The organism is Mesorhizobium sp. M0862, from assembly GCF_040319795.1.
Lineage (GTDB): Bacteria > Pseudomonadota > Alphaproteobacteria > Rhizobiales > Rhizobiaceae > Mesorhizobium.
The window spans coordinates 13,679-31,110 of record NZ_JAMYOJ010000015.1; the positions used below are offsets into that span (position 1 = coordinate 13,679).

The following is a 17,432-nucleotide window of genomic DNA, read 5'->3' on the forward strand; positions in this document are numbered from 1 at the left end:
GGCATGCTCGACATCAAACGCATCCCCATCCCCGCGCTGATCGGCATCGTGCTGACGGCTATGTTCGTGTTGGCGGCAGTTTTCGCACCGTTGATCGCACCGTACGGCAATGCCGAAATCGTCGGCGATGTCTGGGAACCGATGACGGCGGCACATTTGCTGGGCACCGACAATCTCGGTCGCGATCTTCTGTCGCGCATGATCTACGGCGCTCGCATCACGCTGTTCATCGCGGTGCTGGCCACCGCGCTGTCATTCTCGCTCGGCGCCATCCTCGGCTTTTCGGCGGCGGTGTTCGGCGGCTGGTTCGACACGCTTCTGTCGCGCCTTGTCGATCTGCTGATGTCGATCCCGACCCTGATCATGGCGCTCGTCGTGCTTTCGGTGCTGCCGACCAATCTGGTGACGCTGATCCTGGTGATGGGCGTCCTCGACTCGACCCGCGTCTACCGGCTGTCGCGCGCGGTGGCCGTCGACATCAACGTCATGGACTATGTCGAGGCCGCCAAGCTGCGGGGCGAAGGCAGCGGCTGGATCATCTTCCGCGAGATCCTGCCCAACGCGCTTTCGCCGCTGGTCTCGGAACTTGGCCTGCGCTTCATCTACGCGGTGCTGTTCTTGTCGACGCTCTCCTTTCTCGGGCTTGGCGTGCAACCGCCGGATGCCGACTGGGGCGGCATGGTCAAGGAGAACAAGGACGGCATCGTCTTCGGTATCGGGGCGGCACTCATTCCCGCCGCGGCGATCGCAGCACTGGCGATTTCGGTCAATCTGGTCGCCGACTGGGTGCTCAACCGCACGACAAGCCTGAAGGGAGGACGCGGGTGATGGCTGACACAAAAGCAAAGCCCGGCCTGCTGCTCGATATCCGCAATCTGCGCATCGAAGCGACAGTGTTTCCGCCCGGCGAGGCGCCGAAGAACATCGTTTTGGTCCACGATGTCTCGCTGACGCTGGAAAAGGGCAAGGTGCTCGGCCTGATCGGCGAGTCCGGCGCCGGCAAGTCGACCATCGGCCTGTCGTCGATGGGCTATGGCCGTGGCGGCGTGCGCATCACCGGCGGAGAGGTGCTGCTCAACGGCCGCGATATTCTCAAGGGCGGCAAGGAAGGTTTCCGCAAATTGCGCGGCCGCGAGGTCTGCTATGTCGCGCAGTCGGCGGCCGCGGCCTTCAATCCGGCGCACAAGCTGATGGACCAGGTGGTGGAAGCAACGCTGCTGCACGGCACGGCGACACGCGCCGAGGCCGAGAAACGTGCCGTGGCGTTGTTCAAGAAGCTCAGCCTGCCAAACCCCGAAATCATCGGCGAACGCTTCCCGCACCAGGTCTCAGGCGGCCAGTTGCAGCGCGTGATGACGGCTATGGCGCTGTGTTCGGAACCTGACCTGATCGTCTTCGACGAGCCGACCACGGCGCTCGACGTGACGACGCAGATCGACGTGCTGGCGGCGATCAAGGACGCCATCCGCGACACCCATGTCGCGGCGCTCTACATTACCCACGATCTTGCCGTCGTCGCCCAGGTCTCGGACGAGATCATGGTGCTGCGCCATGGCAGGCTGGTCGAATGGGGCGGCACTCGCCAGATCATCAAGGAGCCGCGCCAGGAATACACCAATGCGCTGGTCTCGGTGCATGAGATCGAGCATGCCGAGCAGAAGCCCGGCGCCGCGCCGTTCCTGTCGGTCAAGAACGTCACCGCCGCTTACGGCGGCAGCCACGTCAAGGTGCTGAAGAACGTCTCGGTCGAGATCTATCCGGGACAGACGCTGGCGGTCGTCGGTGAATCCGGCTCTGGCAAGTCGACGCTGGCGCGCGCTATCACCGGGCTGTTGCCGCCCGAGGAAGGCACCGTCACCTTCGATGGCAGGCCGCTCGCCAACCGGCTTGCCGACCGGCCGAAGGAGGATCTGCGCCAGTTGCAGATGATCTATCAGATGGCCGACGTGGCGATGAACCCGCGCCAGACCGTCGGCACCATCATTGGCCGGCCGCTGGAATTCTACTTCGGCATACGCGGCCGCGAGCGCGACAAGCGCGTCGCCGAACTGCTCGACGAGATCGAGATGGGCAAGGGCTTTCTCGATCGTTATCCGGCCGAACTCTCCGGAGGCCAGAAACAGCGCGTCTGTATCGCCCGCTCGCTCGCCGCCAAGCCCAAGCTGATCATCTGCGACGAGGTGACATCGGCGCTCGACCCGCTGGTGGCCAACGGCATTCTCAAGCTGCTGCTCAACCTGCAGCAGCACGAGAAGGTCGCCTACCTCTTTATCACCCACGATCTGGCGACGGTGAAGTCGATCGCCGATTCGATCGCGGTGATGTACCGCGGCGAGGTGGTGCGCTATGGCGCCAAGAGCAAGGTGCTGACGCCGCCCTTCGACGCCTATACCGACCTGCTGCTGTCGTCCGTTCCCGAGATGGAGATCGGCTGGCTGGAAAAGGCGATCAAGGGACGGCGCATGGCGAGCGCGGGGAATTAGTAGGGAATTCGCGGCCTTTGTCGCGAAAACTTCCTTCAACGGCAAAAGCTTTCCGGAGCCGCCCATGGCGCTCAAGACCAAACTGCTGCTCATCATTCTCGACGGCGTGCCCTACCGGAACTGGCGCCGGCTGATGGGCAATCTCGAGGGCTGGGTGCAGTCGGGCGAGGCGCAGGTGTGGAAGATGCGCTCGGTGCTGCCGTCGACCTCGGCCTGCTGCTATGCCTCGATCCACACCGGGGTTTCGCCGCAGGAGCACGGCATCCTATCCAACGAGAACCGTTTTCTCGTCAACAAGCCGGATATTTTCTCCGAGGTCAGCAAGGCCGGCGGCAAGACCGGCGCGGTGACGCATTCCTACTGGTCGGAATTCTTTCGTTCCTATCCGTTCGATCTGGTCGAGGACATGGAGTATGACGAGCCCAACGGACCGATCGCGCATGGCCGCTTCCACACCATGACCGGCTACAATTTGCGCAACCAGATGACGCCGAGCGATGTCGATTTGTTTGCGACACTGACCCAGCTGACCCGGCGCCACGCCATCGACTACGGGATCCTGCACACCTGCACGCTGGATTCGATGGGCCATCGCTTCGGCCATGACTGCCACGAAATGGACCATGCCTGCTATGCGATGGACGGCATGCTGGCAGCCTTCCTGCCGGGCTGGCGGCAGGCCGGTTACGAGGTGATCGTCACCGCCGACCACGGCCAGACAGACCGCGGCCATCATGGCGGCCGTGACGATGAAATGCAGGATTTCGCGCTGTATTATTTCGGAGCCGGCAAAGGGCCGGATCCGGACACGCTGCTTGATCAGCTGCAACTGGCGCCGACGGTGCTGAAGCGGCTGGGTGTGCCGGTGCCGGAGACCATGAAGGCTAAGCCGTTTTTGGGGTGACGGAGGTCCCGCCGTTCGCTACCCCCTCTCCCCGTCGCTATACGGGGAGAGGGTAAGGGTGAGGGGCAGCGCTAACATCAAAATAAATACCCCAACGCCGGCGCCGCCCCTCATCCGCCTGCCGGCACCTTCTCCCCGTATAGTGACGGGGAGAAGGGAGACGCTCTGGCAACACTCCCTCTCTTCGGTTAGCTTCGCCAAAATTCCTTGGCGGAAGGATGAACCTTTTTGAACCTATCGGCGACAGAGCAGACAGGAGCCAGGCGGCTCGACCGGCCATGACGGCAGCGACCGAGACTGATCGCGCGCTTGTCGACCGGGTCGCGAAGGGCGACCGTGCCGCTGTTCGGCTGCTGTTCATGCGTCACCACGCGCGGGTCTACCGCTTCGTGGTGCGCCAGACGGGATCGGAAATGATGGCCGACGATATCGCAAACGAGGTCTTTCTCGAGCTGTGGCGCCAGGCGCCCGGTTTCGAAGGGCGCTCGGAAGTCTCGACATGGCTGCTCGGCATCGCCCGGTTCAAGGCGCTGTCGATGCTGCGCAAGAAAAAAGAAGACTGGATCGATGACGATGATGCGGCGCAGGTTCCCGATGGCGCCGACACGCCGGAAGTCGCCACCATGAAGGAAGACAAGGGCGCCGCCTTGCGGCGCTTCGTCGATGCCTTGCCGGAGGAACACCGCTCGGTGATCGACCTTGCCTATTACCATGGACAGTCGGTGACGGAGATCGGCGAGGTACTCGGCATCCCGGTCGCCACTGTCAAGACCCGAATGTTCTACGCCCGCAAGAAACTCGGCGAAGCCCTCAAGGCCGCCGGTTACGACAGGGGGTGGCCATGAGCAATCCTGAAGACATGAGCGCCGCTGAAAAAATGTCGCGCCGTGACGAAATGGAAACGCTGCTGCCGTTCTACCTGAACGGCTCGCTGGAAGGCTCGGACCTCGAAGCCGTCGAGGAATGGCTGGCGTCCGATCCGGCGGCGATGGCGGCGCTTGGCGAGGCTGAGGCGGAATTCTCCGGCGCCACCGCCGCCAACGAGGCGATCCGGCCACCGGCCGATGCGCTCAGCCGCTTTGCCAGGGCGCTCGACGCCGAAGCCGGACCGGTCCGCGCTCCCGCGGGCCGTTCCTGGCTGGCGCAGGCACTCGGCCGTTTCATGGCGGTGCCGGTCGGTGTCGCCTGGGCGGCAGCGGCGGTGCTGCTGGCGTTGGTCGTGGTGCAGTCCTACGTGCAGACCGGCGGCAAGAGCCATGATTTCGAGATTGCCGGCGCCGAGGATGATCTGGCCAAACTGCCGTTCGCGCTGGTCAAGTTCAAGCCGGATGCGAAGATGTCCGACATCGCTGTTTTCCTCGACCAGAACGCGCTGAAGATCGCCGGCGGGCCGGCCGCCTCGGGCGTCTTCCGCATTGCCATCCCGGTCAAGACCGGAGCAGACTACACCAGGCTCGTCGGCCTTATTGCCGCCCAGCCGTTCGCGGAGACTGTGATCGAGGGAAGGAAACCGGTTGATGGCAGCTAGGGCGGTCATTCGATTTGCGGCGATCCTGGTGGCGGCGACGACAATCGTCGCCGTGCCGGCGTCGGCGCAGACCAATGATCCCAATGCCGGCCGGGCCGACTGCACCGACGCGGCCGGAGCGGCGGCTGCCGACTGCCCGAAAGACGGCAATGAGGCCAACGTCGGCGGCGAACCAGGCGCAGTTACCCTTCCGGCCCTGATCGTCGACCTGTTTCCCAACCCACCGGCTCCCGTAGCGCCCGTGCCGACGCCGCGGCCGTCAGCGCCGCCTGCCGACACGCAGGCCGGGCCACCCGCCGGCGGGGCGATCGTTTCGCCGACCGATCTTGTCGCGACCGCGCCGCGCCGTGCCATCGCCGGCGAGTTCGTGCCCGACGAGGTGCTGGTGACCGTCGACGGCGATGCCGGCGCCGTCCAGCAGATCGCCGCCTCCTTCGGCCTTGAAGTGCGCTCGCAGCGCCAGTCGCGGCTGCTCGGCACCACGCTGGTGCGCTTCGGCATTCCCGACGGCCGCCCGGTCGGCGCCGTGCTGGCGCAGCTGGCCGCCGATGGCCGCACCCTGCGGCGCGAGCCAAACCATATCTATTCGCTGCAGCAGGCGGCCGGCATCGTCAACTATGCCTTCGAGCGCATTCAGCTCGACAACAAGCAAGCCAGTGGCGAAAACGTGCGCATCGCCGTCATCGACACCGGCATAGACGACACCAATCCGGCGCTGACCGGCGTCATTGCCGACCAGTTCGACGCCATGCCCAACGTGCCGGTCGAAAAGCGTGACCACGGTACCTCGGTCGACGGGCTGATCGCCGGCGTCGGCGCGCTCGAAGGCATGGCGCCCGGCGCCAGGATCTATCACGCCCGCGCCTTCGAGGACGGCAGGTCGACCATGGATGTCATCCTGTCGGCGCTCGACTGGGCGGCGGACCAGAATGTCAGCATCATCAATATGAGTTTCGTCGGCCCCAAGAACGATCTGCTCGCCACCGCCTGCCGCAATGCGCGCGGGCTCGGCATCATCCTGGTCGCTGCTGCCGGCAACAACGGGCCGAAAGCGCCCTATGGCTACCCCGCCGCCTATGACGGCGTGATCGCGGTCACCGCCACCGACGCCAAGGACGGGCTGATGCAGCAGGCCAATCGCGGCGCTTATGTCTTCATCTCGGCGCCCGGCGTCGAGATGGTGGCGCCGAGCGGCGCCGGCTCTGACGTCGTCACCGGCACCTCGTTTGCCGCCGCGATCGTGTCCGGCGCTATCGCCAATTTGATCCACGCTTCACCCGAGCGCTCCGCCGACGACATCGAAAAGGCGCTGGCCGCCACCGCCAGGGATCTCGGTCCGAAGGGACGGGACAATGATTTCGGTTATGGGCTGCTGGATACGAAGGCGGCGGCGAACAAGTAAACCGGGCGAAATTCGCGCCACCAATTCAGAGCGCCGGGCCCAGCCGGACAGGGCTGCCATCATGGAAGCGTGACAGGCGGAAGCGGCTGAGGTCGTGTCCGGTCTCGTTTCCCTGAATCATGTCCGCAACGACCCGGCCTATGCCAGGCCCGATACCGAAGCCGTGACCGCTCATTCCCGTCGCGACGAAAAGACCGCCGACGGCCTGCACATGATCCACGATGGGGACGACGTCCGGCATGGCGTCGATCATGCCGCCCCAGCCTGCCTTCAGGCGAACCGTCTCGAACTGCGGAAAGAGGTGCTTGAACTTGCGTTCTATCGAACGCAGACGGGCCGGTTCCGGGGCCGGGTCGAGCACCCGCATTCTCTCGAAAGGGCTGTGCGAATCCGGCGCCCAATCGCGCGGCGTCGACCAGGCATCGGGGTAACCTGACGGCGCGAACGGAAAGTAGCGTGTCCCCAGCGGATTGTCCCTCAGCGCAGGAAGGTATTTGGAGGCGTGCCGGAATGCATCAGGTCCCAGGTAATGCAGATGGCTGCCGCCCGCGGCGAGCGTGTAGCCGCCATCCTGCCGGCGCCGGAAAGCGATGTGTTCGTCAGTCGCCGCGCCTGCATAGATTTCAGCCAGGGGCTCGGTTGCGGCGACGGTTACCCTGACACTGAGCTGGGGGATGGAGACGCCGTGTCTTCTCAGGAACAGGGATGACCAGGCGCCTCCGGCGACCAATACGCTGGAGGCCTCGATATACCCCGCCTCGGTCCACACGCCCTTGACCTTGCCGGCCGAGATTTCGAGGGTTCGCGCCGCGCAGTTCTCCACGATTTTGACGCCTTTTCGCACGGCGAGCCGGGCAAGTGCAGGCACCGCCAGCCAAGGCTCCGCACGCATGTCGGAGGGCGTCGTCATCGCGCCCTTGAATTTGCGCGACATGCCTTTGATGAGTGTCGCGGTTTCGTCTGCATCCAGGAGACGGGTGTCGAGCGCATGCATCGCGGCGATCTTCATGAACGCTTCGAAGCCGGCCATGTCCTTGTCGGTGTTCGCCAGGTAGGTCACACCTGTTTGGGTCAGGCCGATGTCCTCGCCGCATTCCTCAGCCAGTTGCCGCCACAGGCGAATAGCCTCGATGACGATGGGCAACTCGTCGGCGTCGCGTCCTTGCTTTCGAATCCAGCCCCAATTCCGGGACGACTGTTCAGCCGCAATGCGTCCTTTTTCCAGCAGCGTCACCGGGATGTTCCGCTGTGCCAGGAAAAGCGCCGTCGTCACACCGATGATGCCGCCACCGACAATGACCACCTCCGACGTTTTCGGCGGTGGGCCAGGATGCCGGATTGGATCCGTTTCGGAGAACGGGAATATGGGCAAGTGGCGCACCCTGAGGACTGGTTGATGGCTCTGGCTTACTGGTTGCCACCCACTCGAAGCCAAATCAAGGACAGGTCCAGGCAGACCGTTGTCCCAACGAAGTCAATCTATCTGCGGGCAACATCCACATGGGTGAACTTGCCCAGCGGAGCAATTGGATTAATCCCTAAACCGGCGCGCCGGCGACCGAGCCTCTCACCACCAGGTCGACAGGCCAGACCTCGCCTCGCGCCCCTTCTTCCAAGCCGGAAATGCGCGCTGCCAGGCGTTCGGCGATGCGGGCGCCGGCGAGGCGGATCGACGAGCGCGTCGTCGACAGCGGCACGGAAAAATTCTCCGGCTTCAGCCATGGAAAGACGTCGTCATGGGCAATCAACGACAGGTCGCCGGGAATGGTCAGGCCAAGGTCGCGCACCGCGCGCACGACGCCGAGCGACATGATCAGGCTGGAGCAGGCGATCGCCGTCGGCCGCTCGCTCTGTTCGAGCAGGCGCCTGGCGGCGCGGTAGCCGTTCTCCTCGGTCATGGTGAGTGAACAGACATGGCGCTCGCCGAGCGTCAGGCCGCTCGCGGCCAGCGCCCTGCGCATGCCGCGCTCGCGGTGGATGGCGAAGGTCTCGCGGTCGTCGCCATTGATCAGCGCCAGCCGGCGGTGGCCGAGCTGAACCAGCAGCCGGGCGGCGTCGTGGAAGCCGCCCTCATTGTCGATGTCGGTGAAGGGGTAGTCGAAATCGAAGCCTTCGCTGCGGCCATGGACGATGAAGGGAATGCCGAGCGTGTTGACCAGCGCCACCCGCCGGTCGGCCGGGCGCGGCGAGGAGATGTAGACGGCGTCGACCTGGCGGTTGGCGACGATGCGGCGATAGGTGGTTTCCTGGTCGTCGGCATCGGCCGGCGACAGCACCAGGTCGAGCTCGTGCGAGCGGGCATAGTCGCCGAGACCCGACAGGAACTCGACGAAATGCGGGTCGATGTCGACGGAGGCGCCCGTCGGCAGCACATACCCGATCATGCCCGTCTTGCCGGTCGCCAGCCGGCGCGCGCTCGGGTTGGGCCGGTAGCCGTGGCGCTTGGCGGCATCCAACACACGCCGGCGGGTTTCCTCGTTGACCTCGGGATAGCCGTTGAGCGCACGGCTTACCGTTGTCTGCGACAGGGCCAGCATATGAGAGAGCTGCTTCAGGTTCACTGGGAGGCCTCCAAGCCTCAAAGCGCTTTTAATTTTGAAGCCACGCGGCGCCACAATGGGCGCGGCCGAACTGGTCGACCATACGCACTGGTCCGGCCAGTTTGAAGCTTAATACGGTGCTGCACCGCCGTAAAACTGTGCTGCAGTGCACTTTACCAAGTCTTGCGGCCCGCAATTAAATCGATTAGCCCACCGCCCTCTTGACTTCCAGCCGATTCAATGGCGAGATCAAAAAGACCAAAGCGCTTTGGAAGACTCTTTCGAAAGGTTGCGGTTCCTTTCTGAACGAGTCACAGTCCTGCAGCGTCGGCGGGCGGAATGGAGGTTCCGCCCGGGTGTATGTGTCCACACTGGGAGGAATACCGATGAAGAAGATGCTTCTGCTTGGCGCAGCGTTTGCCACACTCGCCTTGTCCCTGCCGGCGCAAGCCGAACTGAAGTTCAAGCCCGGGGAAGACAAGCGCTTCAACTGGGCCAATTACGAAGAGCTGAAGAAGGTCGATCTCAAGGGCGAGACGCTGACCATCTTCGGGCCCTGGCGCGGCGAGGACGAAGGCCTCATTCGCACTGTTCTCGAATATTTTCAGGAAGCCACCGGCGCCGAGATCAAATACTCCTCGTCGGAAAATTACGAACAGCAGATCGTCATCGATACCCAGGCCGGCAGCCCGCCCAATATCGCCGTACTGCCGCAGCCGGGCCTGATCCAGGATCTGGCGTCCAAGGGCCTTTTGACGCCGCTGGGCGACGACACCGCCAAATGGATCAAGGACAATTACGGCGCCGGCCAGTCATGGGTCGATCTCGGCACCTTCAAGGACAAGGACGGCAAGCCGGGCTTCTTCGCCTTCCCCTACAAGGCCGACGTGAAATCGCTGGTCTGGTATTCGCCCGACAATTTCGAGGAAGCCGGCTACAAGGTTCCCAAGACCCAGGAAGAGCTCGCCGACCTCGAGAAGAAGATCATCGCCGACGGCGGCACGCCGTGGTGCATCGGCCTCGGCTCAGGCGGCGCTACCGGCTGGCCGGCGACCGACTGGGTCGAAGACATCATGCTGCGCACCCAGACGCCCGACGTGTATGACAAGTGGGTAAAGAACGAGATCCCGTTCAGCGATCCGGCGGTGGTCAACGCCATCGACATTTTCGGCAAGATCGCGACCGACGACAAGATGGTCGACGGTGGGGCCAAGGCGGTTGCCGCGACCGACTTCCGCGACAGCCCGAAGGGCCTCTTCTCGGTGCCGCCGAAATGCTACCTGCACCATCAGGCATCGTTCATCCCGACCTTCTTCCCGGAAGGCACAAAGGTTGGACAGGACGCCGACTTCTTCTACTTCCCGCCCTATGCATCCAAGCCCGAGCTGGGCACGCCTGTGCTCGGCGCCGGCACGCTGGCCATGATCACCAAGGATTCGAAGGGTGCACGCGCGTTCATCGAATTTCTGAAAATGCCGCTGGCACATGAAATCTGGATGGCCCAGGGCGGCTTCGTCACCCCGCTCAAGTCGGTCAACAAGGATGCCTATGCCAGCGACGCGCTGAAGAAGCAGGGCGATATCCTTGCCAATGCCTCGACCTTCCGCTTCGACGGTTCGGACCTGATGCCGGGCAAGATCGGCGCCGGCGCCTTCTGGACCGGCATGATCGATCTGGTCGGCGGCAAGTCGGCGCAGGATGTCGCCACCGACATCCAGAAGAGCTGGGACGCTATCAAGTAGTCAGCTGGCAAGCAGTCAGCTGGCAAGTAACCACTGCCAAGTAATCAGCCGCTTTGGCGGCAAATTCAGGACTTCCTCCACAGACTGGGTCCGGGCCGCTATGGCCCGGATCCGACCGGCGCCTTACGCCGGACCGATTTGCGTTCGTTCGTTTCAGAATAACTTAAATCGGCGCAGAGCCACATCGCCAGGGCTGTTCAAGGCCCGGCCGATCATGCGCAGGGAAGAGGGACCCATGGCTGCTCAGATCTTATCGGCCATTTTTGTCATCATCATCGGCGTCGGCGGCTGCGTCGCCTATTTCTGGGGCGCCAACAAGCTGGTCGACCTGATATTCCCGTCGCGCGGCGTGGCCGGGGCTGCGGCCATCGACAATCTGCGCCGGCAAGGACTGGTCCGTCCGTGGCTGTTCGTCGGCCCGGCGATGATCATCCTCACCGTCTACCTGATCTATCCGGTGGTGGCGACGCTCTGGCTGTCCTTCCTCGACCGCGGCGGCCAGCATTTTGTCGGCTTCGCCAACTATGAATGGGCGTTCGGCGACCGCGAGTTCCGCAACTCGATCCTGAATAACATCATCTGGCTGGCGGTGGTGCCCGCCGCCTGCACCTTTCTAGGGTTGATAATCGCCGTGCTCACGGACAAGATCTGGTGGGGCACAATCGCCAAGAGCCTGATCTTCCTGCCGCTGGCGATCTCCTTCGTCGGCGCCAGCGTGATCTGGAAATTCATCTACGAATATCGCGGCGAGGGCCAGACGCAGATCGGCCTGCTCAACGCCATCATCCAGTATTTCGGCGGCCAGCCGCAGGTCTGGATATCGCTGCCGTTCTGGAACAATTTCTTCCTGATGATCATCCTGATCTGGATCCAGACCGGCTTTGCCATGGTCATCCTGTCTTCGGCGTTGCGCGGCATCCCCGAAGAGACGCTTGAAGCCGCGGTCATCGACGGCGCCAATCCGTTCCAGATCTTCTGGAAGATCATGGTGCCGCAGATCTGGGGCACCATCGCCGTGGTCTGGACGACGATCACCATCCTGGTGCTGAAAGTGTTCGACATCGTGCTGACCATGACCAACGGCCAATGGAACAGCCAGGTGCTGGCCAATCTGATGTTCGATTGGATGTTCCGCGGCGGCGGCGATTTCGGCCGCGGCGCCACCATCGCCATCATCATCATGATCGCGGTCATCCCGATCATGGTCTGGAACATCCGCCAGGCGAACAAAGAGACGGGAGGACATTGAGATGGCCGTCGCGACCGGAAAGTCCTTTGCCAGCCGCTTCGGCGTCCACATCGCCGTGCTTGTCTTCGTCGCCGTCTGGACCGTGCCGACGCTCGGCATCCTGGTCTCGTCGCTGCGCGACAAGGACCAGATCATCGCCTCGGGCTGGTGGAACTCGTTCTCCAGCTCCAGCCAGACTGAAGCCGGCCGCCTGCCGCCGGCCTCGGCGCAGGTCGAGAAGGACGGCAAGTTCGTGCTTGCCGGCAATATCTTCGGCGACGGTGCTGCGCGCAACATCAGCGCCTTCGGCGTCAAGTCGGCGGCACCGACGCAATATCCGGCCGGCACCACTGCCGATCTCGGCGACGGCGTGACCTTGCAGCTCAATGCCGACGGAACGTTCGTCATGAGTTCGCCCAAGGCTTTCGAAGGCGACCGTGGCCAGCGCGTCTATTACGCCTCGTCGGCGCCACCGAAATTCACCACCGACAATTACAAGACCGTGCTGTTTTCGGAGGGCATCGGCCGCTCGTTCATAAACTCGCTGACCGTCACCATCCCGGCGACGGTCATCCCGATCCTGATCGCCGCCTTCGCCGCCTATGCATTGGCGTGGATGCGTTTTCCCGGCCGCGCCTTGCTGATCGCCACAATCATCGGCCTGCTGGTCGTGCCGCTGCAGATGTCCTTGATCCCGCTTTTGAAGATCTACAACGGCGTCGGCATCTTCTTCGGTGTGCCGTCGAAAACCTATCTCGGCATCTGGCTGGCGCATACCGGCTTCGGCCTGCCCTTCGCCATCTATCTCCTGCGCAGCTATATTGCCGGCCTGCCGCGCGAGATCATGGAATCGGCGCGCATAGATGGCGCCAGCGATTTCGAAATCTTCGTCAAGATCGTGCTGCCGCTGTCCTTCCCGGTGCTGGCGTCCTTTGCAATCTTCCAGTTCCTGTGGGTGTGGAACGATTTGTTGGTGGCAATGGTTTTCCTCGGTACCGAAGGGGACCAGATCGTGCTGACCGCGAAGCTCAACGCGTTGCTCGGCTCGCGCGGCGGCGACTGGGAAATCCTGACGACATCGGCCTTCGTCACCATTATCGTGCCGCTGATCGTGTTCTTCTCGCTGCAGCGCTATTTCGTCCGCGGGCTGCTGGCCGGCTCGGTCAAAGGAGGTTGAGACTTATGCAAGCCGCTTTGAAGGCGACCTCGAAGCCCGATCTCGCCGTCGATCGCGACTGGTGGCGGGGCGCGGTGATCTACCAGATCTATCCGCGCTCCTATCAGGACTCCAATGGCGACGGCATCGGCGACCTCAAGGGCATCATCCGCAGGCTGCCCTACATCGCCTCGCTCGGCGTCGACGCCATCTGGATTTCGCCCTTCTTCAAGTCGCCGATGAAGGATTTCGGCTACGACGTCTCGGACTATTGCGACGTCGACCCGATGTTCGGGACGCTCGCCGATTTCGACGCGCTGGTTGCGGAAGCCCATCACCTCGGCCTCAAGGTGATGATCGACGAGGTGCTGTCGCACACCGCCGACAACCATCCATGGTTCAAGGAGAGCCGCGCCAGCCGTAGCAATCCCAAGGCCGATTGGTATGTCTGGGCCGACGCCAGGCCGGACGGCACGCCGCCCAACAACTGGCTGTCGATCTTCGGCGGCTCGGCCTGGCAGTGGGACACCAGCCGCCAGCAATATTATCTGCATAATTTCCTGTCCGAGCAGCCGGACCTCAACTTCCACAATCGGGAAGTCCAGGACGCGCTGCTCGACGTCACCCGCTTCTGGCTGGAGCGCGGCGTCGACGGCTTCCGCCTCGACACCATCAATTTCTACTTCCACAGCCAGGGGCTGGAGAACAATCCGCCGCTGCCGCCCGAAGAGCGCAACGACCAGACAGCACCTGCGGTCAATCCCTACAACTACCAGGACCATATCTACGACAAGAGCCGGCCGGAAAACCTTGCCTTCCTCGAACGGTTCCGGGCGCTGCTCGACGAATATCCGGCGGCCGCCGCGGTCGGCGAAGTCGGCGATTCGCAGCGTGGGCTGGAAGTGGTCGCCGCCTACACCGCCGGCGGCAAACGCGTCCACATGTGCTATTCCTTCGATTTCCTGGCGCCGGAAAAGATCAGCGCCGCCAAGGTGCGCCAGGTGCTGGAAGCCTTCGGCAAGGTCGCCAGCGACGGCTGGTCGTGCTGGGCCTTTTCCAACCACGACGTGATGCGTCCGGCCTCGCGCTGGGCCGCCGACGAGGCCGACCCGGCCGCCTATCTGAAGGTTATCTCGGCGCTGCTGATGTCGCTGCGCGGTTCGGTCTGCCTCTATCAGGGAGAGGAGCTTGGGCTGGGCGAAGCCGAGTTGCAGTTCGAGGATCTGCAGGACCCCTACGGCATTCGCTTCTGGCCCGAATTCAAGGGCCGCGACGGCTGCCGCACGCCGATGGTGTGGGATGCAACCGCCAGCAATGCCGGCTTTTCGACGGCCAAGCCCTGGCTGCCGGTGCCGGGCAAGCACTTGTCGCAAGCGGTCAATGTTCAGCAGGGCGACGCGGCCTCGCTGCTCGAGCACTACCGGCGCTTTCTCGGTTTCCGCCGCCAGCATCCGGCCCTGGCCAAAGGCGACATCGAGTTCATCGAAAGCGAGGGCGACACCGTCGCCTTCACCCGCCGTGAGGGCAATGAGCAGATCGTCTGCGTCTTCAATCTGGCCAGCAAGCCGGCCGAGGTCGATCTCGGTGGTCAGGCGCTGCTGCCATTGGCCGGGCACGGTTTTTCGGGACAATCCGGCACAGGTTCCATCCGCCTCGGCGGCTACGGCGCCTGGTTCGGGCGCATCGACTGAGTTTTTGACGAAACTGGATTTTTTGAGGAAATCCAGGTTCTCTAGGGAAATCACTGGGAGGAAATTATGGCCGATGTCACGCTGAGACAGGTGAAGAAATCATACGGCAATCTGCACATTCTCCACGGCATCGACCTCGACATAAAGTCGGGCGAGTTCATCGTCTTCGTCGGCCCGTCGGGTTGCGGCAAGTCGACCTTGCTGCGGTCCATCGCCGGGCTTGAGGAGATCACCTCCGGCGAGCTGAAGATCGCCGGCGAGGTGGTGAACGACGTGCCGCCTTCCAAGCGCGGCATTGCCATGGTGTTCCAGTCCTATGCGCTCTATCCGCACATGACCGTCTACGACAACATGGCCTTCTCGATGAAGATCGGCAAGGAAAGCAAGGCCGAGATCGACAAGCGGGTGCGGCAGGCCGCCGAAATCCTGCAGCTGACCAAATATCTCGACCGCCTGCCCAAGGCGATGTCGGGCGGCCAGCGCCAGCGTGTCGCCATCGGTCGCGCCATCGTGCGCAATCCGAAAGTGTTCCTGTTCGACGAGCCGCTGTCGAATCTCGACGCGGCGCTGCGCGTCGCGACCCGCATCGAGATCGCCAAGCTCAAGGAATCGATGCCTGCCACGACCATGATCTACGTCACCCACGATCAGGTCGAAGCGATGACGCTCGCCGACCGCATCGTCGTGCTGAAGGACGGCCATATCGAGCAGGTCGGCACGCCGATGGACCTCTACAAGAAGCCCGGCAATCTGTTCGTTGCCCAGTTCATCGGCTCGCCGGCCATGAACATCCTGCCGGCGACAATCGACAGGACGGGCAACCCGACAATCGTCAGCCATGTCGGCGGCCGCAAGGCAACGGTGCCGATCGCAACGCCGGCGTCAGCAAAGGGTGCGGCAGTCAGCTTCGGCGTGCGGCCGGAGGATCTGTCGGCCGCCACCGGCGCGGAATATCTTTTCGAGGGCGTGGTGGACTATGTCGAGCAACTCGGCGAGGTGCAGCTTGTCTATGTCGATATCGGCCGCGCCGACCTGCCGTTGGTGACCAAGCTGCCCGGCAATGTCGAGGTCAAGCGCGGGGCAAAGCTGCGACTGACCGCGGATGCCGGGGACCTGCACATCTTCGACGCCGATGGGCACTCCTTCTCGCTCAAGCCGGTGGAAGTGAAGGCGGCTTGAGATAGCTGCGTCGTACAGGCATGAAAAAAGAGCGGCGGGCCAGGCCCGCCGCTCTTTTTTTAAGCTTCGGCTGTTAGTTGTTGCCGAACCGATCCCTGTCGCTGCTCTGAGGAACGAACTTCTGTTGGTCGTTCGACGAGTTCAGCAGCTTGTAGACCGCCGAGTTGGTGCCGGTCGACGAAGTGCGGGTGGTGTCGACGGCAGCGGCCGGCTGGTTGGCGCCATTGGAGCCATAATTGTCGCTGCCGGCAAAGGCAGCGCTCGAAACAGCCAGAACGGCTGCGGTGGCAAGAACGATCTTCTTCATTTTAGTCTCCTGAATTTTTCTGATGCCGCCAGCTGCAGCGGATAAGCCCGCCACGTGCTGGAAACCGGCTTTTAGCGGCCGAAAAGGTTACGGTCGGCACCGTGGGCAGGCGCCTGCTCGGCTGGAGCCGACTTCTCAACCGAAGCCGTATGGCCACTATCGGTCGACGTAATCGCAGGCTGGTTGGCGCCGTTCGAACCGTAGTTGTCGCTACCGGCGAAAGCGCTGCCGGAGATGGCCAAAACGGCGGCGGCAGCAAGGATGATCTTTTTCATTTCAAATACTCCTGAATTTTTTGGGATCCCGAGAGCGACGGGTTAGCCGCCCTTCTTTGGTCGGGATCAGCGATTGCCGTAGAGGTCGCGGTCGGCGCCCTGAACGACAGGCTGCTTGTCAGCGTGCGCCGGCTTCTGAATGGAAGCCGTATACGAGCTGTCGACCGAGACGGCTGGCTGGTTCGCACCATTGGAACCGTAATTGTCGCTACCGGCGAAGGCGCTGCCGGTGATCGCCAAAACGGCTGCGGCAGTGAGGATGATCTTTTTCATTTTTAGGACTCCAGTTTGTCTGTCCGTCTAGCGGCGTGTCTTGGGAGGAATTCGCGTCGTTCGGACAGCCCCGATGTGGGAAAGCCATAGGCTGGTTTCCAATCACGAAGTTGTTCCGTGTGGACCACGGTCCTGCACCTTGAAATTGTGCCAGGAAGTTCTTCTATGGTCATTTATCGTATTGTTTTCAGTTGCTTATGTCGAACCGAGTGGTTCGCTCCGGTGTCGGTTTCCGGGCCGTCGTTCACACCGTCCTGCACGCATTGTCAACAGAAACGAACCGTTCGGTTCGATTAGAGATTGCTAATAGTAACTTTTCGATACCGTTGAGCCCTTTTTGCCCCCGATCGGAACTGGATCCGCAGCGATTCGAAACGGCGATGATAGCGCCGCAAGACAGGATCTCAGCCCTTCGGTGGTCGGCGGGGCGTATGCCGCGCGTGTCGCGCCGCATGGATATGATGTCGCTTTCATGCCGACGTCGCGATCGCTGCCGTGATTAGATGATCGCATCTCAGGTGCCGCTTCGTGACGACGCAGCGGAGAATTGGGAAGCCGGTCAGAATCCGGCGCTGCCCCCGCAACGGTGGTGGAGTTGAAGTCGCAACGGGAGACCACTGGGCAAGAGCCTGGGAAGGTGTCGCGATGGTCCGCAAGGACAACTCCAGAGCCCGGAAACCAGCCCGAGATGCATAGACTCGACTGATCGCGGTGGGCGGTCAAG

The 17,432-nt window shown here is 62.9% G+C and carries 16 protein-coding genes and 1 riboswitch; of the genes, 11 read left to right on the top strand and 5 right to left on the bottom strand.

All coding sequences use genetic code 11. The features are described from left to right. The first annotated feature begins 3 nt into the window (after positions 1 to 3). From NKI15_RS21610 to NKI15_RS21635, 6 genes are all read left to right on the top strand, one after another. Positions 4 to 828: an ABC transporter permease gene (locus NKI15_RS21610; protein WP_023671389.1), complete on the top strand. Its 825-nt coding sequence runs from the start codon at positions 4 to 6 to the stop codon at positions 826 to 828. Further along, positions 828 to 2,483, top strand: a complete 1,656-nt coding sequence (locus NKI15_RS21615) for an ABC transporter ATP-binding protein (RefSeq protein WP_023725919.1) — start codon at positions 828 to 830, stop codon at positions 2,481 to 2,483. The genes NKI15_RS21610 and NKI15_RS21615 overlap by 1 nt, the downstream gene beginning before the upstream one ends. A 64-nt stretch (positions 2,484 to 2,547) precedes the next feature. Continuing rightward, entirely contained in the window at positions 2,548 to 3,387 is an 840-nt protein-coding gene (locus NKI15_RS21620; RefSeq protein WP_023823867.1) for an alkaline phosphatase family protein, read from the top strand. A 278-nt stretch (positions 3,388 to 3,665) separates the two neighbouring features. After that, positions 3,666 to 4,232, top strand: coding sequence for a sigma-70 family RNA polymerase sigma factor (locus NKI15_RS21625; protein WP_023683483.1), 567 nt, complete (start codon positions 3,666 to 3,668; stop codon positions 4,230 to 4,232). A 14-nt stretch (positions 4,233 to 4,246) separates the two neighbouring features. After that, positions 4,247 to 4,915 (top strand): hypothetical protein, encoded by a 669-nt coding sequence (locus tag NKI15_RS21630; RefSeq protein WP_023703636.1) that lies wholly within the window; start codon positions 4,247 to 4,249, stop codon positions 4,913 to 4,915. Continuing rightward, complete coding sequence (locus NKI15_RS21635) at positions 4,905 to 6,317, top strand: S8 family serine peptidase (protein ID WP_352514617.1); 1,413 nt, start codon at positions 4,905 to 4,907, stop codon at positions 6,315 to 6,317. Before NKI15_RS21630 ends, NKI15_RS21635 begins: the two co-directional genes overlap by 11 nt. A 25-nt stretch (positions 6,318 to 6,342) precedes the next feature. Here NKI15_RS21635 and NKI15_RS21640 read toward each other — a convergent pair whose 3' ends face one another. Continuing rightward, positions 6,343 to 7,689 carry an NAD(P)/FAD-dependent oxidoreductase gene (locus tag NKI15_RS21640; protein WP_023702527.1) on the bottom strand — a complete coding sequence of 449 codons (1,347 nt, stop codon included), beginning with the start codon at positions 7,687 to 7,689 and terminating at the stop codon, positions 6,343 to 6,345. A 166-nt stretch (positions 7,690 to 7,855) separates the two neighbouring features. After that, a complete protein-coding gene (locus NKI15_RS21645) occupies positions 7,856 to 8,878 on the bottom strand; it encodes a substrate-binding domain-containing protein (protein ID WP_023702526.1) in 1,023 nt (340 codons plus the stop codon). A gap of 365 nt (positions 8,879 to 9,243) precedes the next feature. On the opposite strand from NKI15_RS21645, the gene NKI15_RS21650 reads away from it, so the two are divergent. The 5 genes from NKI15_RS21650 to NKI15_RS21670 all read left to right on the top strand — a co-directional run bounded on the left by NKI15_RS21650 (position 9,244) and on the right by NKI15_RS21670 (position 15,853). After that, a complete protein-coding gene (locus tag NKI15_RS21650; RefSeq protein ID WP_023684298.1) occupies positions 9,244 to 10,599 on the top strand; it encodes an ABC transporter substrate-binding protein in 1,356 nt (451 codons plus the stop codon). 235 nt (positions 10,600 to 10,834) lie between these two features. Next, positions 10,835 to 11,848, top strand: coding sequence for a carbohydrate ABC transporter permease (locus NKI15_RS21655; protein WP_023668891.1), 1,014 nt, complete (start codon positions 10,835 to 10,837; stop codon positions 11,846 to 11,848). A 1-nt stretch (position 11,849) separates the two neighbouring features. After that, positions 11,850 to 13,004, top strand: coding sequence for a carbohydrate ABC transporter permease (locus tag NKI15_RS21660; RefSeq protein WP_023668890.1), 1,155 nt, complete (start codon positions 11,850 to 11,852; stop codon positions 13,002 to 13,004). 5 nt (positions 13,005 to 13,009) lie between these two features. Then, entirely contained in the window at positions 13,010 to 14,674 is a 1,665-nt protein-coding gene (gene bglA / locus NKI15_RS21665; protein WP_031205894.1) for a beta-galactosidase BglA, read from the top strand. A gap of 66 nt (positions 14,675 to 14,740) precedes the next feature. Continuing rightward, positions 14,741 to 15,853, top strand: a complete 1,113-nt coding sequence (locus NKI15_RS21670) for an ABC transporter ATP-binding protein (protein ID WP_023668888.1) — start codon at positions 14,741 to 14,743, stop codon at positions 15,851 to 15,853. A 73-nt stretch (positions 15,854 to 15,926) separates the two neighbouring features. On the opposite strand, the gene NKI15_RS21675 is transcribed toward NKI15_RS21670, so the two are convergent. The 3 genes from NKI15_RS21675 to NKI15_RS21685 form a co-directional block, all read right to left on the bottom strand. Then, positions 15,927 to 16,160 carry a DUF680 domain-containing protein gene (locus NKI15_RS21675; protein ID WP_023715518.1) on the bottom strand — a complete coding sequence of 78 codons (234 nt, stop codon included), beginning with the start codon at positions 16,158 to 16,160 and terminating at the stop codon, positions 15,927 to 15,929. A 71-nt stretch (positions 16,161 to 16,231) separates the two neighbouring features. After that, on the bottom strand, positions 16,232 to 16,435 hold the full coding sequence (locus NKI15_RS21680) for a DUF680 domain-containing protein (RefSeq protein WP_023668886.1): 204 nt from the start codon (positions 16,433 to 16,435) through the stop codon (positions 16,232 to 16,234). 66 nt (positions 16,436 to 16,501) lie between these two features. Then, on the bottom strand, positions 16,502 to 16,708 hold the full coding sequence (locus NKI15_RS21685) for a DUF680 domain-containing protein (protein WP_023668885.1): 207 nt from the start codon (positions 16,706 to 16,708) through the stop codon (positions 16,502 to 16,504). A gap of 499 nt (positions 16,709 to 17,207) precedes the next feature. Continuing rightward, positions 17,208 to 17,409, top strand: a riboswitch (cobalamin riboswitch). Positions 17,410 to 17,432: the final 23 nt, after the last annotated feature.

Excerpts from the sequence above, each read along its gene's own strand:
- NKI15_RS21630 (WP_023703636.1), top strand. The coding sequence starts at position 4,247 with ATGAGCGCCGCTGAAAAAATGTCGCGCCGTGACGAAATGGAAACGCTG.
- NKI15_RS21655 (WP_023668891.1), top strand. The coding sequence starts at position 10,835 with ATGGCTGCTCAGATCTTATCGGCCATTTTTGTCATCATCATCGGCGTC.
- NKI15_RS21660 (WP_023668890.1), top strand. The coding sequence starts at position 11,850 with ATGGCCGTCGCGACCGGAAAGTCCTTTGCCAGCCGCTTCGGCGTCCAC.
- NKI15_RS21610 (WP_023671389.1), top strand. The coding sequence starts at position 4 with ATGCTCGACATCAAACGCATCCCCATCCCCGCGCTGATCGGCATCGTG.
- NKI15_RS21625 (WP_023683483.1), top strand. The coding sequence starts at position 3,666 with ATGACGGCAGCGACCGAGACTGATCGCGCGCTTGTCGACCGGGTCGCG.
- NKI15_RS21680 (WP_023668886.1), bottom strand. The coding sequence starts at position 16,435 with ATGAAAAAGATCATCCTTGCTGCCGCCGCCGTTTTGGCCATCTCCGGC.
- NKI15_RS21650 (WP_023684298.1), top strand. The coding sequence starts at position 9,244 with ATGAAGAAGATGCTTCTGCTTGGCGCAGCGTTTGCCACACTCGCCTTG.
- NKI15_RS21670 (WP_023668888.1), top strand. The coding sequence starts at position 14,741 with ATGGCCGATGTCACGCTGAGACAGGTGAAGAAATCATACGGCAATCTG.
- NKI15_RS21615 (WP_023725919.1), top strand. The coding sequence starts at position 828 with ATGGCTGACACAAAAGCAAAGCCCGGCCTGCTGCTCGATATCCGCAAT.
- bglA (WP_031205894.1), top strand. The coding sequence starts at position 13,010 with ATGCAAGCCGCTTTGAAGGCGACCTCGAAGCCCGATCTCGCCGTCGAT.
- NKI15_RS21620 (WP_023823867.1), top strand. The coding sequence starts at position 2,548 with ATGGCGCTCAAGACCAAACTGCTGCTCATCATTCTCGACGGCGTGCCC.
- NKI15_RS21685 (WP_023668885.1), bottom strand. The coding sequence starts at position 16,708 with ATGAAAAAGATCATCCTCACTGCCGCAGCCGTTTTGGCGATCACCGGC.
- NKI15_RS21675 (WP_023715518.1), bottom strand. The coding sequence starts at position 16,160 with ATGAAGAAGATCGTTCTTGCCACCGCAGCCGTTCTGGCTGTTTCGAGC.
- NKI15_RS21635 (WP_352514617.1), top strand. The coding sequence starts at position 4,905 with ATGGCAGCTAGGGCGGTCATTCGATTTGCGGCGATCCTGGTGGCGGCG.